Origin of the sequence: Oceanobacillus sp. FSL W7-1293 (genome assembly GCF_037969815.1) — a bacterium.
Classification (GTDB): Bacteria; Bacillota; Bacilli; order Bacillales; family Amphibacillaceae; genus Oceanobacillus; species Oceanobacillus oncorhynchi.
On sequence record NZ_CP150212.1, the window covers coordinates 3,451,905 to 3,467,157 of the forward strand.

The 15,253-nt window shown below is 42.8% G+C and carries 10 protein-coding genes and 3 rRNA genes; 4 read left to right on the plus strand and 9 right to left on the minus strand.

The genetic code is table 11. The features are described from left to right. Positions 1 to 113: 113 nt before the first annotated feature. The 5 genes from MKY65_RS16885 to MKY65_RS16905 all read right to left on the minus strand — a co-directional run bounded on the left by MKY65_RS16885 (position 114) and on the right by MKY65_RS16905 (position 5,017). Complete coding sequence (locus MKY65_RS16885; protein ID WP_339178818.1) at positions 114 to 1,019, minus strand: YegS/Rv2252/BmrU family lipid kinase; 906 nt, start codon at positions 1,017 to 1,019, stop codon at positions 114 to 116. Between the two features lie 7 nt (positions 1,020 to 1,026). Beyond that, complete coding sequence (locus MKY65_RS16890; protein WP_339178822.1) at positions 1,027 to 1,968, minus strand: nuclease-related domain-containing protein; 942 nt, start codon at positions 1,966 to 1,968, stop codon at positions 1,027 to 1,029. 104 nt (positions 1,969 to 2,072) lie between these two features. Then, complete coding sequence (gene thpR, locus MKY65_RS16895) at positions 2,073 to 2,648, minus strand: RNA 2',3'-cyclic phosphodiesterase (RefSeq protein ID WP_339178823.1); 576 nt, start codon at positions 2,646 to 2,648, stop codon at positions 2,073 to 2,075. Between the two features lie 12 nt (positions 2,649 to 2,660). Next, positions 2,661 to 3,386, minus strand: coding sequence for a pseudouridine synthase (locus MKY65_RS16900; RefSeq protein WP_339178824.1), 726 nt, complete (start codon positions 3,384 to 3,386; stop codon positions 2,661 to 2,663). An 11-nt stretch (positions 3,387 to 3,397) separates the two neighbouring features. Next, positions 3,398 to 5,017: a polysaccharide biosynthesis protein gene (locus tag MKY65_RS16905; RefSeq protein WP_339178827.1), complete on the minus strand. Its 1,620-nt coding sequence runs from the start codon at positions 5,015 to 5,017 to the stop codon at positions 3,398 to 3,400. A gap of 255 nt (positions 5,018 to 5,272) precedes the next feature. On the opposite strand from MKY65_RS16905, the gene MKY65_RS16910 reads away from it, so the two are divergent. From MKY65_RS16910 to MKY65_RS16925, 4 genes are all read left to right on the plus strand, one after another. Continuing rightward, positions 5,273 to 6,544 carry an NAD(P)/FAD-dependent oxidoreductase gene (locus MKY65_RS16910; RefSeq protein WP_339178828.1) on the plus strand — a complete coding sequence of 424 codons (1,272 nt, stop codon included), beginning with the start codon at positions 5,273 to 5,275 and terminating at the stop codon, positions 6,542 to 6,544. 116 nt (positions 6,545 to 6,660) lie between these two features. Next, entirely contained in the window at positions 6,661 to 6,855 is a 195-nt protein-coding gene (locus tag MKY65_RS16915; protein ID WP_042535593.1) for a hypothetical protein, read from the plus strand. A 225-nt stretch (positions 6,856 to 7,080) separates the two neighbouring features. Beyond that, positions 7,081 to 8,250, plus strand: a complete 1,170-nt coding sequence (locus MKY65_RS16920; protein WP_339178833.1) for a dicarboxylate/amino acid:cation symporter — start codon at positions 7,081 to 7,083, stop codon at positions 8,248 to 8,250. 162 nt (positions 8,251 to 8,412) lie between these two features. Continuing rightward, positions 8,413 to 9,198 (plus strand): transposase, encoded by a 786-nt coding sequence (locus MKY65_RS16925; RefSeq protein ID WP_339178834.1) that lies wholly within the window; start codon positions 8,413 to 8,415, stop codon positions 9,196 to 9,198. Between the two features lie 204 nt (positions 9,199 to 9,402). Here the strand turns inward: MKY65_RS16925 and rrf are convergent. From rrf to MKY65_RS16945, 4 genes are all read right to left on the minus strand, one after another. Then, a 5S ribosomal RNA gene (rrf, locus tag MKY65_RS16930) occupies positions 9,403 to 9,518 on the minus strand. Positions 9,519 to 9,658: 140 nt separating this feature from the next. Next, positions 9,659 to 12,580 (minus strand): 23S ribosomal RNA (locus tag MKY65_RS16935). A 254-nt stretch (positions 12,581 to 12,834) separates the two neighbouring features. Then, positions 12,835 to 14,396, minus strand: a 16S ribosomal RNA gene (locus MKY65_RS16940). The 16S, 23S and 5S rRNA genes sit together here, the layout of an rRNA operon. A 461-nt stretch (positions 14,397 to 14,857) precedes the next feature. Continuing rightward, positions 14,858 to 15,166, minus strand: a complete 309-nt coding sequence (locus MKY65_RS16945; protein ID WP_193065444.1) for a rhodanese-like domain-containing protein — start codon at positions 15,164 to 15,166, stop codon at positions 14,858 to 14,860. Positions 15,167 to 15,253: the final 87 nt, after the last annotated feature.

Sequence of the window (15,253 nt, forward strand, 5' to 3'; positions counted from 1 at the left end):
TCTACATGCATTATCAATAATATTAAAATATAATAAAATTTCAATCAATCTGCTTTTTGTACTATTTATCACGGAGAATCGTCCGTAAATCTCCCACTGAATGAAGTTTCTATTTATATAATATGTACTGCCCGTTTATCCTTTGTAATCAGACAAGTACGGAGGCTTCCAGTTTCTCCATCTGCCTGATAGCGGACTGTTGAATCAGCCTCTATCACCAGCTCCTTCGTCCGAAATAATTCTACTTCCTTTAAAAAACGATGCAGGCCAAAAATAATCAGCAGGAATAATAATAGAATTTTCTTTCTGGATATCTGATGAACAATCAGGATGGACAGATATTCCTGATGCATGGCTGCATGCGGCACTACCTTTAATCCGCCGCCGCAATAGGGATGATTTGCTGCAGAAATGAGCCAGACATTTTTCAATGTCCTTACCTTTCCATCATATTTCAAACGAATATCCATCGGTTGAAAGCTCCAGATTACCCGGATTAATGCGATCAGATAAATTAACTTCCCCAACCTCAGACGATTAAGCCAGCCCTTTAATCGAGATTTATTTGCTTTTTCTGTCGTTATTGCATCTATCCCGACACCGATACTATTAATAAACCTTTTATTCTCGTTGTTGTCCAGTTGAACCCTGCCATTCCAATAGATGTACCTATCCGGATTTGAAATGATTTTCTGCCATTGGTTCTCTGCTTTCTGGTTTTGACCGGTCCCTCTGGCAAAATCATTTCCAGAACCGGCCGGAATAAAAGAAATCGGCACTTCTTGGTTAACCCAGCCGTTCATTACTTCATGCATGGTTCCGTCTCCGCCGATAACGATAACATGCTTTATCCTTCTATCCTTGGAATAATTTGCAGCAATCACTTTGCCCTCCCCAGGTGCGTCAGTAAATAAAGTTTTTTGTTCGATGCTGTGAAAACTTTCCATCTTTTGAATACGCTCAAAGGCCTGCTTTGCTCTCCCATTCCCAGCATGGGGATTCACAATCAATAAATACATCCTCAGCTTACTCCGCTTCCCATTCCGGTCTCAGAAAAGAATGCGATAAGCTGTTTCTTAACAAGGATTCAGCCACGCTGAGCTGTCTCTTTTTCAGTGGTAAATGAATCGATCGCTTCTCTTGAAACCATTCCGGGAATGAGAGCTTATCGATAATTTCTGTCTGGTAAGGTGCTGTAGCATATAAAATACGATTAATCCTGGATATCACTGTTTTTTTAATCGGAATATCGATATTTTCTTCCTTCAGAAAACGTTCAATCCATTTTTCCGACCGTTTTAATGAGATTAATGGATTGACCAGCCGGCCGGGCTCTTCATTATTTTTAGCAGTAATGGTCCAGGTACGTTCATCTCCGGCCATAATCACTTCGTCTGTATCCAGTTCGACAAATGATAGTATTTCTACTCCAATTGGTGTGATAAGTATAATATCTGTCTCCACAGCCGCTTGCTTCACTTCAAAAATAGGACGGTACATCACAAGATATGTATCCGGAAAGCGCTGCAGCAAAAATCGTAATAATGGATCATTATAATAATTCGAATCAACAACCGAAACCTGCGAAACAGTGGATGACGCCCATTTCATCTGAATTTCCAATATGCGATCCAGAAAAACCTGCTTTAATTCCTCTTCTGTATCAGGAAGCTTTAATAACGGTTTATTCCGTTTTACGATTTCTTCGTCTGGAGTCAAATCCTCTACAACAACCGGTGATTTGATAAATCGTTCTTTCCATTTTTGCAGCAGTGAATTTTTTTCCTTTACCTCTTCTGTTTCCGGCTGCACTTCTTCTTTGACCTTCTCCTTAAGAGAAGGGTCAAGCCATTCCGAATAGAACCGTTCCCACTGTTCTTTCTTTTGTCTGATATATTGAGCAGGGTAACGATAGGTATCCCACTCATATCTGGAAATATAATCCTGTAGCTTAATTAACTGTGCCATCTATCCTGTTCTCTCCTTTTTCTCATCAGAAAACCTGCTACGCTTCTAGTTGTCATTGAAAAGTCTGCAAACTGCCTCTTCACACACATATTTGTAAATGAGATTCAGCTAAATGACTCATGACGCAATGGAAAACGCTGAATAATTTCATATTTCGGAGTGGAAGAAGGATGTACCTTGTATAGCTCCACCGCATCCACGTTAAATGCTTCTGCCAGGGAAGGCATATCGGATATTATTTTATTCCAACTGTCTTCTGTTACGGTTTTCTTTTGATCTGCCCATTTCTTAGCGATAGTAATATGCGGAGTATACGCTCTCTTCTCTTTTTTATATCCGATGATTTCGCAGATCTGTACTACTTGCTGCTGTATGCGGTTCAACATTGGATTACTTTCCACCCCCAGCCATAAAACCCTTGGCTGATGCTTATTTCCAAAAGTACCTAAACCGCTTCTGTTTAAATCAAATGATGTGTGAGCTGTGATAGAATAAAGCTCATTCCGAAGAGTTTCTATCGACTTTTCGTCCACTTCTCCTAAAAAAACAAGCGTAATATGAAAATCTTCCTTATCTGTCCATTGCTTATAAGGAAGATACTGCATGAAATGCTTCTGCCATTCTGCCAGCTGCTCTGCCAACACTGGCTTCACCTGGATACCTATAAAATAATGAGACATGGTCATAACTCCTTATTTTTTTAAACTGTAGCAATAAGCTACTTCCTCCTCGGTCAGCGGGCGGTAAGCCCCCCGCGCCAATTGGTCATCCAGGGTTAATTCTCCCATTCGATGTCGCTTTAAATAGATAACCTTCCCCTGAACCGCTTCAAACATCCGTTTAATCTGATGAAATTTTCCTTCCGTAATTTCTATTTGTACTTCAGAAACTCCCGATTCTTCATCTACAGATAATATTTCCAGTTTAGCTGGTTTAGTAAAGTAACCATCTTCCAGCGTAACTCCATCAGCAAATTGTTGGATTACATCCTGAGGCAGCTCGCCCTTTACCTTGGCACGATACATTTTCGGTACATTTTTATTCGGAGAAGTCAGATGGTGGCCTAAGTCTCCATCATTCGTAATTAATAATAAACCTTCTGTATCTTTATCCAGCCTCCCTACTGGGAAAGGCTGGAAATGCCTTTCCTGTTCGGATAACAAGTCAATGACCGTCTTATCCTTTGCATCGGTCGTTGCCGATACAACTCCGGGAGGCTTGTGAAGCATCAAATAAATAAATTCCTGATAAATGACAGGATATCCATCCACATGGATACTGTCTGAATCTGGATTTACCTTTATCGAACCGTCTTTGACCACATGATTATTTAAAGTGACTTTTTTCGCTTTTAACAGCTGTTTTACTTCTTTCCTGCTTCCCACAGCCATGTTTGCCAACAATTTATCTAATCGCATAGGAGAACTCCTTATTTTTTGCGTTTCAATCGATTTAAGCCTGGTATATTCCCTTGAAAGATATGTTCTAACAATGTTGATTTATACGCTAAAAATAGATAGAACAATCCGCCTGCAGATATACCGATAAAAAGCATTATCGTCGTTGCCCAGCGTTCTTCCTGGTACGGCAGAACGAAGCTGAAACCAAATTTTAATACTGCAATAACGAAGCACATCATTCCTGTAAAAATCAAAATTAAGATTGTGCGCTTTATCGTTTGTTTGTAAGAAAAATCAGCACTTTTTCTTATTCGAATCAAATTCAGCAAAACAGCGATTCCTGCTGCAATTGCCGTACCTAAAATGGCCCCTTGTCCGCCGAACATATGAATAAACTGACTGTTGAATAATACTTTTACCAAAAGACCGGCCAATAAGCTGATAACCGCATAATTTTGCTGATCCAGCCCCTGCAGCATCCCCGCTGTTACTGTAATCAAGCCAAAGAGCAATGCCACTGGAGCATATAAAGCCATCAATTTCCCTGTAATTTCAATGTCTTCCAGCGTAAATAACGAGCCAAAAATTTCATCGGAAAGAATTGCAATTCCTGCAGCTGCCGGAATGACAAATACCATGATAACCTGTAAAGCCTGGTTAATTAGTTTTGTATAAGTAGTTTGATCATTTTGTGTAAAAGCATTCGTTAACGATGGCAGCATCGCCATAGATAACCCTGTAGCGATAGTCATCGGTATAATAACTATTTTATGTCCCAAGTTGTTGATAACAGCTAATTCTGTATCATATGTCGCTCCTCTGCCGCTGGCAACCATGGCAGGCTGAAATGTAAACTGATCAACAAGCTGATATAGCGGGATAGCTAGACCAACTAATACAAATGGACCGGCATATCGAAATAATTCCTTAAATAAATCGATCGTGCGAAAATCATGTGTCGTCTTCTGGTTTGCAATTTTCTTATCAATAAACGGCTTTCTTTTTCTCCAATACCAGAAAAGAACCAAACAAGCTGCCAGGGCGCCGATTAAAGCTGCAAATGCAGCAAAGCCTACTGCTAAAGTAATCGACCCGTTAAAGTAATTTACAATAATATAAGAGCCCAGCAGAATAGCAATGACGCGCACAATTTGTTCTATGGTCTGGGAGATAGCAGTCGGTCCCATCGATTGATTTCCCTGAAAAAAACCTCGTACAATACTCATTGCCGGAATAACAATCAGTGCAAAGCTGACCATCCGAATAACAAAAGCGATATCATCCGGAGTTATTGGTCCGCCTTCTCCTTTAATTTGCCGTGCTCCTATCCAATCAGCCGATAAAAACATAACAAGAAATGCAATAATCCCAGTGACAAGCATTAATGCGCTGCCAGCTCGAAACATCCGCATCCCAATTTGATAATCCCCTAAAGCATTATATTTGGATACAAATTTTGATACTGCCGCCGGAATCCCGACTGTGGATAAACTAATAAAAATACTGTAAGGTGTGTACGCATATACAAACAGCGCATTACCTGTCGTACCAACGATTGCAAAAAACGGGATAACAAAAATCATTCCTAAAAACTTGGACAGGAACGACGCACCTGATAAAAGCATCGTTCCTCGTAGCATATTTGACATTGTAACTTTTTCACCTACAATTAGATTAATAAAATAGATTGCTTTATTTTAGCACTTCCTATTAATTTTAGCATACTTTTTGTCTGCATTGCTTGATTTAATCTGCTAAAAAACGACAAATAAATTTCGTTTCATTCTATTACATCCTAAGCAGCCTTCATTTCCCTTATGATATATAGAAGAATTTTTTATCAGGATTGTACATTTTTATAGAAAGTGCTACGATACGGAAGGAAAAGAAAGGAATGAGAAACCTTGGATTATGATGTTGTCGTCATCGGCGGAGGACCATCTGGATTAATGGCAGCTATATCTGCAGCAGAGCACGGCGCCAAAACACTGCTGATTGAAAAAGGTAAAAAACTGGGCAAGAAACTAGCCATCTCCGGTGGAGGCCGCTGTAATGTAACAAACCGTTTACCGCAGGAAGAAGTAATAAAACATATTCCTGGCAATGGTAAATTTTTATATAGTGCTTTTTCAGTATTTAATAATTATGATATTATTGATTATTTTGAAGGTCTTGGAATTGCTTTAAAGGAAGAAGATCATGGCAGAATGTTTCCCGAATCCAACAAAGCAATGGATGTGGTTAATGCACTTATTAATCAATTAAAAGAACAAGGTGTCACCGTAAAAATGAATACAAAAGCATCTGCAATAGAATATGGGGAGAGTCTGCATAAGGTACACTTTGATGAAGAACCTTCTATAGAAGCTGCCGCCATCGTTCTGGCAGCAGGTGGAAAAGCGGTGCCTCACACTGGTTCGACAGGTGATGCTTATCCGTGGGCTAAAATTGCTGGTCATACGGTAACGACACTTTACCCGACAGAAGTAGCGCTCACCTCGAAAGAAGTCTTTATTAAGCAAAAAAAACTTCAAGGCTTATCTCTAAGAAATATTCGTTTAAGTGTATTAAATAAACGGGGAAAACCAATTATCACTCATCAGATGGATATGATTTTCACCCATTTCGGTATTTCCGGTCCTGCTGTTTTGCGCTGTTCCCAGTTTGTCGTTAAAGAGCTGATGCGGGGCAGAGATTCTGTAGAAATGCATCTCGATATTTTACCCGAAATAACCGAAGATGATTTATTTAAACAAATAATGCATACTCTTGAAGAGAATCCAAAAAAAGCGTTTAAAAATGCAGTCAAAGGACTGATTCCTGAACGACTTCTTGACTATTTAATGGAAACGCATGACATCGGCTCTGAACAAAAATGTGCCAATATCTCGAAAAATACCATGCTTCAATTTACAAAAGATATTAAAAATTTCTCCTTCCTAGTACACGGCAGTCTTCCAATGGAAAAAGCATTTGTTACTGGCGGAGGTATTTCAATTAAAGAAATTGTACCGAACACCATGAAATCAAAAATCATGCACGGCCTATATTTTTGCGGAGAAATTTTAGATATACATGGCTATACGGGCGGATATAATATTACTTCTGCACTCGTTACCGGCAGAATAGCCGGCATGAATGCAGCCTTGGATACAACTGCAGATGCTGTTAATTAATGTCTTTCATAATTTATTTTCCTCTGGAAATAATAAACTTGTCTGAGCTGGCCATCTATCAACCGGCCAGCTTTTACTAACTGTCTTTTTCACATATGTTGAAAGGAAGGATTAGTATGGAAAAAAACTCAATTTGGCTTCCATTGGTTGCCTCTGTTGGTATTGGTGCAGCCACCTTTTACTCTATGACCAATCAACAGCAAAATGTAGGTCAGGCTTTGCAGCAAGCAGCTCCTTTTTTCAGCTCCAAACAAAAATCAGGATCAGGAAACAAGGAGACGGAAACATTAGGACCATTTGGAATGAGTTAATATCTCAGACTGGGAAGTATCCTCCGGGGTGCTTCTCTTTTCTATATTCCACAAAAATATAATGATTATGGGTTGCATTTCTAAACCATCTGAAACATATGAATAAATAGCTGACTTCCTTTATTTTCCCATTCATTTTACTTAATAAGGTCTAGCTATCATCTTAATTTTGAGTTATACTATGTCCGTTACATATTATTTACAAACCAGATTGGAGAGTTTTTTATGCAACGCTTTGGTTTATTATTTCGTATTATTATTGCGATTGCTCTTGGTATTATTGTCGGAATAATTGCAAATGATTGGCTTATTCGATTGTTCGCCACATTTAATGATATTTTTGGCGGATTCCTCAGCTTTATCATCCCGCTTATTATTTTAGGGTTTATCGCACCCGGAATTGGTTATATGGGAAAAGGAGCCGGAAAATTATTATCGATTACAGCTCTAATTGCTTATGTATCAACGATCTTCGCTGGTCTTATAGCATATACAGCTGCAAGCAATCTGTATCCATCTATTTTAAGCGGACAGTCATTAACGATGTTTAATGACCCAAGCGGCGCACTGCTGGAAGGTTTTTTGGATTTTGAGCTTCATCCGCCTTTTGAAGTAATTACCGCACTTATTCTTTCGTTTATTTTAGGAATCGGTATGGCAGCATTAAAAAATGATACATTATTAAAAGTATTTACTGATTTTCGATCTATTGTCGAATTAGTTATCAGTAAAGCAATTATTCCATTACTGCCAATTCATATTTTTGGAATCTTTGCCAACATGACACATGCAGGACAGGTAGCTTCTATTTTACAAGTATTCGCAGTTGTCTTTGTGATGATTATTCTGTTACATGTTTTATACTTAATCTTTCAGTATTCAGTTGCTGGAGCATTGAGTAAACAGAATCCTTTCCGTATGTTAAAAAACATGCTGCCGGCTTATTTCACAGCGCTTGGAACTCAATCCTCCGCTGCTACGATACCTGTTACATTAGAACAGTCCAAAAAATTAAAGGTAAAAGACAATATTGCTGATTTCACGATTCCTTTACTTGCTAATATTCATTTATCAGGAAGCACCATTACCCTGTTAAGCTGTGCAACTGCAGTTTTATTTTTACAGGGAGATTCCATCTCATTTGGATCTGTTTTCCCTTTCTTACTTGTATTGGGAGTGACGATGATTGCAGCGCCTGGGGTACCTGGCGGAGCGGTTATGGCTTCTATCGGCCTGCTTGAATCCATGTTAGGCTTCGGGCCGACAATGGTATCCTTAATGATTGCATTGTATCTTGCTCAAGACAGCTTAGGTACAGCATGTAATGTTACCGGAGACGGAGCGATTACAAGTATAACAGATTCCATCAATAACCGATGGAACATATCTAAATAAGGAAAAAGACGAGAAGTACCATTAAACCTGGGTACTTCTCGTCTTTTTAGTATGTAATTTAAAATTCAACTATACAAAGGGGAACGAAGCAAAAAATACACTCCTTTTCCTCTCTCTGATAACCTTGAGTTGTCGAGACAAAAGGAATGGGAGAGGAAAAGAGTGCATCATCATTTTATCACAGAGTTATTAGGAATAAAAGATTCTCATGTAGATGTGTGGGATATCAGAGAAGAAGAAAGTCATTTCGTTGCAGAGTTATTCACAAAACCGCGCATGCAGAAATGTCCGTTTTGTGGAGGAAGAACCAAACGGATTCATGGTTACCGTTGGCAAAGCATTCAAGGGTCTGCTTTTACGACAAAAGAAGTTCATATTTCATTATGGAAAAGGCGTTACATTTGTGCGTTCTGTCATCGCACCTTCTATGAACATCTTCAGATGATAGACCGTTATCAACGGTGTATGGCAAGTGTTCAGACCATAGCGATGAAGCATGCAGCGGTGAGTTCCTTTCGTACGGCAGCACTGGTAACTGGTGTAACAGTGAATCGTGTTTTACGGTGGTTTGATCGGAAGGAACTAACCTCCAGTAAAATATTGCCGCGAGTTATTGCGATCGATGAATTTAAAGGCGATGCGGATGGAGAGAGGTTTCAATTGAATGTGGTCGATGTGGAGAATAGAAGAATCATCGATATCTTACCTAATCGAAAAGTAGAAACGATTGAGAAGCATCTAAAGTCTTGTGATACAGGTAAAGTAGAAATGGTTGTGATGGATTTATCTCAAGCGTTTAAACAAGCCATTCGAAAAGCATTGGGCAATCCCCTGATTATCGCTGACCGTTTTCACTTCATGCGTCAGGTCTATTGGGCTTTGGATGAGGTGCGCCGTGAAGTTCAAAAGGAGCTTCCTAAAAAAGATCGGATTCGATTATGGAATTAAAAATTTTGAACGAATGAGAAAGAAAATCCTATGGCAACAAGAGGTCAAGCTTGTGCTGAAGCAAGCTTATAAATAAAGAGATGGAGGAATGATTTTCCACCACCTCATTTGACAAAGAACCACGCTTTTTCGTTTAGAAACAATCTTTCATATGTTTCTAAACGAAAAAAGAGCTAAGCATGATGCTTAACTCTTTTTCAATATGCCTGGCAACGTCCTACTCTCGCAGGGGGAAGCCCCCAACTACCATTGGCGCTGAAGAACTTAACTTCTGTGTTCGGCATGGGAACAGGTGTGACCTCTTCGCTCTCGCCACCAGACAATAAAATATGTAACTTGAAGATGTTTCCTAAAAAACAAGGACAAGTTATATTATATGCATTTTAGAATAAAAATGCAACACTTTTTTCAAGAATTTGCACCCTGAAAACTAAATAAGAGTAACGTGACATGAAAAAACTTAGATAAGTCCTCAATCGATTAGTATCCGTCAGCTGCACGTGTCGCCACGCTTCCACCTCGGACCTATCAACCTCATCGTCTCTGAGGGATTTTACTCACTTAAAGTGATGGGAAGTTTCATCTTGAGGGGGGCTTCATGCTTAGATGCTTTCAGCACTTATCCTTACCACACGTAGCTACCCAGCAATGCTCCTGGCGGAACAACTGGTACACCAGCGGTGTGTCCATCCCGGTCCTCTCGTACTAAGGACAGCTCCTCTCAAACTTCCAACGCCCACGACGGATAGGGACCGAACTGTCTCACGACGTTCTGAACCCAGCTCGCGTACCGCTTTAATGGGCGAACAGCCCAACCCTTGGGACCGACTACAGCCCCAGGATGCGATGAGCCGACATCGAGGTGCCAAACCTCCCCGTCGATGTGAACTCTTGGGGGAGATAAGCCTGTTATCCCCGGGGTAGCTTTTATCCGTTGAGCGATGGCCCTTCCATGCGGAACCACCGGATCACTAAGCCCGACTTTCGTCCCTGCTCGACTTGTAGGTCTCGCAGTCAAGCTCCCTTCTGCCTTTACACTCTTCGAATGATTTCCAACCATTCTGAGGGAACCTTTGGGCGCCTCCGTTACCTTTTAGGAGGCGACCGCCCCAGTCAAACTGCCCGCCTGACACTGTCTCCGAACCGGATTACGGTCCTGGGTTAGAATGGTCATACAGTTAGGGTGGTATCCCACGGATGCCTCCACGTAAGCTGGCGCTCACGCTTCAAAGGCTCCCACCTATCCTGTACAAACTGCACAAACATTCCATATCAGGCTACAGTAAAGCTCCACGGGGTCTTTCCGTCCTGTCGCGGGTAATGCGCATCTTCACGCATAGTATAATTTCACCGGGTCTCTCGTTGAGACAGTGCCCAAGTCGTTGCACCTTTCGTGCGGGTCGGAACTTACCCGACAAGGAATTTCGCTACCTTAGGACCGTTATAGTTACGGCCGCCGTTTACTGGGGCTTCGGTTCAAAGCTTCGCTCCGAAGAGCTAACTCTTCCCCTTAACCTTCCAGCACCGGGCAGGTGTCAGCCCCTATACTTCGCCTTTCGGCTTCGCAGAGACCTGTGTTTTTGCTAAACAGTCGCTTGGGCCTATTCACTGCGGCTCACTCACAAGTGAGCACCCCTTCTCCCGAAGTTACGGGGTCATTTTGCCGAGTTCCTTAACGAGAGTTCTCCCGCTCACCTTAGGATTCTCTCCTCGCCTACCTGTGTCGGTTTGCGGTACGGGCACCTATGATCTAACTAGAGGCTTTTCTTGGCAGTGTGAAATCAGGAACTTCGGTACTCTATTTCCCTCCCCGTCACAGCTCAGAATCATGTCAGACGGATTTGCCTGTCTGACTTCCTCGCATGCTTGGACGCACATCCATCGGTGCGCACTCCTTATCCTCCTGCGTCCCCCCATTGCTCAAACAATCATGAGGTGGTACAGGAATATCAACCTGTTGTCCATCGCCTACGCCTGTCGGCCTCGGCTTAGGTCCCGACTAACCCTGAGAGGACGAGCCTTCCTCAGGAAACCTTAGGCATTCGGTGAAAGAGATTCTCACTCTTTTTTCGCTACTCATACCGGCATTCTCACTTCAAAGCGCTCCACCAGTCCTCACGGTCTGACTTCACTGCACTTTGAACGCTCTCCTACCATTGTTCGTAAGAACAATCCGCAGCTTCGGTGATACGTTTAGCCCCGGTACATTTTCGGCGCAGCGTCACTCGACCAGTGAGCTATTACGCACTCTTTCAATGATGGCTGCTTCTAAGCCAACATCCTGGTTGTCTGTGCAACGCCACATCCTTTTCCACTTAACGTATACTTTGGGACCTTAGCTGGCGGTCTGGGCTGTTTCCCTTTCGACTATGAACCTTATCACCCATAGTCTGACTCCCAAGTGTAAGTAACTGGCATTCGGAGTTTGACTGAATTCGGTAACCCGGTAGGGGCCCCTAGTCCAATCAGTGCTCTACCTCCAGTACTCTCTATCTTGAGGCTAGCCCTAAAGCTATTTCGGAGAGAACCAGCTATCTCTGTGTTCGATTGGAATTTCACCGCTACCCACACCTCATCCCCGCATTTTTCAACATACGTGGGTTCGGGCCTCCAGTCAGTGTTACCTGACCTTCACCCTGGACATGGGTAGATCACACAGTTTCGGGTCTACGACCGCATACTCATTCGCCCTGTTCAGACTCGCTTTCGCTACGGCTCCGTGTCTTCCACTTAACCTTGCATACGATCGTAACTCGCCGGTCCATTCTACAAAAGGTACGCCGTCACCCATTAACGGGCTTCGACTACTTGTAGGCACACGGTTTCAGGTTCTATTTCACTCCCCTCCCGGGGTGCTTTTCACCTTTCCCTCACGGTACTGGTTCACTATCGGTCACTAGGGAGTATTTAGCCTTGGGAGATGGTCCTCCCGGATTCCGACGGAATTCCACGTGTTCCGCCGTACTCAGGATACACTCCGGAGGAAATTCTTTTTCGATTACAGGGCTGTTACCCTCTTTGGCTGACCTTTCCAGATCGATTCATCTAAAGAATTTCTTTGTCACTCCAATGGAATGTCCTACAACCCCAAGAAGCAAGCTTCTTGGTTTGGGCTCTTTCCGTTTCGCTCGCCGCTACTCAGGAAATCGATGTTTCTTTCTCTTCCTCCAGGTACTGAGATGTTTCAGTTCCCCGGGTCTGCCTCACCTATCCTATGTATTCAGATAGATGTACTGTTCCATTACGAACAGTGGGTTCCCCCATTCGGAAATCCTCGGATATAACGTTTACTTACAACTCCCCGAGGCATATCGGTGTTAGTCCCGTCCTTCATCGGCTCCTAGTGCCAAGGCATCCACCGTGCGCCCTTATTCACTTAACTAAAGTTTTTGAATAAGATGGCTGATTACAGAATGTAATCAGTTGTGTCGCTATATCAATAGCTTTTTTGCCTTATTTTTAAAGTTTGATGTCGTTGTTACTCTTATTTAGTTTTCAAGGTACAAGCTTCCTTTGAGAGAATTGCTCTCTCAAAACTGAACCAAACAACCACGTACGATGGCCCACACGATGTGGGTTATGTCGATGTTGCCACAGGATGTGGCGAACTTAATCGACGTTCCTTTTAATCCTTAGAAAGGAGGTGATCCAGCCGCACCTTCCGATACGGCTACCTTGTTACGACTTCACCCCAATCATTCGTCCCACCTTCGGCGGCTGGCTCCAAAAGGTTACCTCACCGACTTCGGGTGTTACGAACTCTCGTGGTGTGACGGGCGGTGTGTACAAGACCCGGGAACGTATTCACCGCGGCATGCTGATCCGCGATTACTAGCGATTCCGGCTTCATGCAGGCGAGTTGCAGCCTGCAATCCGAACTGAGAACGGTTTTATGGGATTTGCTGGACCTCGCGGGTTCGCTTCCCTTTGTTCCGTCCATTGTAGCACGTGTGTAGCCCAGGTCATAAGGGGCATGATGATTTGACGTCATCCCCACCTTCCTCCGGTTTGTCACCGGCAGTCACCTTAGAGTGCCCAACTGAATGCTGGCAACTAAGATTAAGGGTTGCGCTCGTTGCGGGACTTAACCCAACATCTCACGACACGAGCTGACGACAACCATGCACCACCTGTCACTTTGTCCCCGAAGGGAAAGCTCTATCTCTAGAGTGGTCAAAGGATGTCAAGACCTGGTAAGGTTCTTCGCGTTGCTTCGAATTAAACCACATGCTCCACCGCTTGTGCGGGTCCCCGTCAATTCTTTTGAGTTTCAGCCTTGCGGCCGTACTCCCCAGGCGGAGTGCTTAATGCGTTAACTTCAGCACTAAGGGGCGGAAACCCCCTAACACCTAGCACTCATCGTTTACGGCGTGGACTACCAGGGTATCTAATCCTGTTCGCTCCCCACGCTTTCGCTCCTCAGCGTCAGTTACAGACCAGAGAGTCGCCTTCGCCACTGGTGTTCCTCCACATCTCTACGCATTTCACCGCTACACGTGGAATTCCACTCTCCTCTTCTGCACTCAAGTCCTCCAGTTTCCAATGCACGTTTGCGGTTGAGCCGCAAGATTTCACATCAGACTTAAAGAACCGCCTGCGAGCGCTTTACGCCCAATAATTCCGGACAACGCTTGCCACCTACGTATTACCGCGGCTGCTGGCACGTAGTTAGCCGTGGCTTTCTGGTCAGGTACCGTCAAGGTACGATCAGTTACTATCATACTTGTTCTTCCCCGACAACAGAGTTTTACGATCCGAAAACCTTCATCACTCACGCGGCGTTGCTCCGTCAGACTTTCGTCCATTGCGGAAGATTCCCTACTGCTGCCTCCCGTAGGAGTCTGGGCCGTGTCTCAGTCCCAGTGTGGCCGATCACCCTCTCAGGTCGGCTACGCATCGTCGCCTTGGTGAGCCGTTACCTCACCAACTAGCTAATGCGCCGCAGGCCCATCTGTAAGTGACAGCAAAAGCCGCCTTTCAACTTTCCATCAGGTGATAGAAAGTGTTATCCGGTATTAGCTCGCGTTTCCGCGAGTTATCCCAGTCTTACAGGCAGGTTGCCTACGTGTTACTCACCCGTCCGCCGCTCGTTCCACGAACTTCCCTCCGAAGAGTTCCGTTCGCTTCCCGCGCTCGACTTGCATGTATTAGGCACGCCGCCAGCGTTCGTCCTGAGCCAAGATCAAACTCTCCATAAAAGTGTTTGAAACTTTAGCTTTCAGAAGTCAACTTCTGACTTTATTTCTTTAAGAAAAACGAGGTGTTTTTCTTCTTTCGTACTGGTTGTTTTGTTCAGTTTTCAAAGAGCAATTTGTTTGTCGCTGTTTCAAATCAGCAACTTTATTAATATATCAGATAACCAATGCTGCGTCAACAACTTTTTTATAAAATTATTTTTACAAAAGCGTTAACTCAACGTTGGAAATTTATTATATCATTATCGACAAATTAAGTCAACACAAAACGAGAAAATTTCTTTTTATCTAACTGAAGGGATTAAATAAAGCTGTATTATGTCCTTTTTTGTACTCCCTTCATTAAATTATAAATCTCGTATAGTCTGGTTACTTTACTCCTGCTAAACCTAAAAATCCCGCGAGATTTTATTTTCCCGCGGAATATCTTCTATAAAGTCTATATATTCATCACACTTATGGAATTATTTAATAATAATTTCTCCATCCCACTCCAGCATTCCGCCGCTCATGTTTGATACATTAAACCCTTGCTCTTGTAAAAAAGCGGTAGCGTTGTGGCTTCTTCTTCCAGACCGGCAAATCATAATATATTCCTTATCTTTATCTAATTCCTCATAAGCAGCCGGTATATCGCCTAAAGGAATATGCAAAGCATTTTCAATGATTCCTTGCGCTACTTCTTCATCTTCTCTGACATCAATCAACTGAATATTATCGTTTTCTCTGATAGTATCCACTTCTGCCGGGGTAAGCTCTTTTATATCTGCCATTTTCTCTCATCTCCTTCTATTTTCCTTCTTTATTATATTAAATGCATTATGAATAGGATTCAAATCGTTTGATTAAACTAAGGCAAA